The organism is Bradyrhizobium sp. MI1.3, from assembly GCF_055811695.1.
Window position 1 is genome coordinate 1 of record NZ_JBVVPQ010000336.1, and the last position, 201, is coordinate 201.

Annotated in this window: 1 protein-coding gene; it reads left to right on the top strand. The window is 69.2% G+C overall.

Annotation, left to right across the window (positions count from 1 at the left end; all coding sequences use genetic code 11):
• A partial coding sequence (locus AC0L3A_RS41190; RefSeq protein ID WP_473256638.1) for an ABC transporter substrate-binding protein occupies positions 1-201 on the top strand: 201 nt, incomplete at both ends.

Consider the following 201-nt stretch of genomic DNA (forward strand, 5'->3'; position numbering starts at 1 on the left):
GGCCGCATGGACCGCGTTCGCCAAGGACGCCGCGGGCACCGGTCCCTGGAAGATGGCCGCGTTCACCCCGCGCGAGCGGCTCGAGCTGGTCAAGAATGCGAGCTACTGGAATAAGGACCGCGTGCCCAAGGTCGACAAGATGGTGCTGCTGCCGATGCCGGAGGCGAACGCGCGCACCGCGGCGCTGCTTTCCGGGCAGGT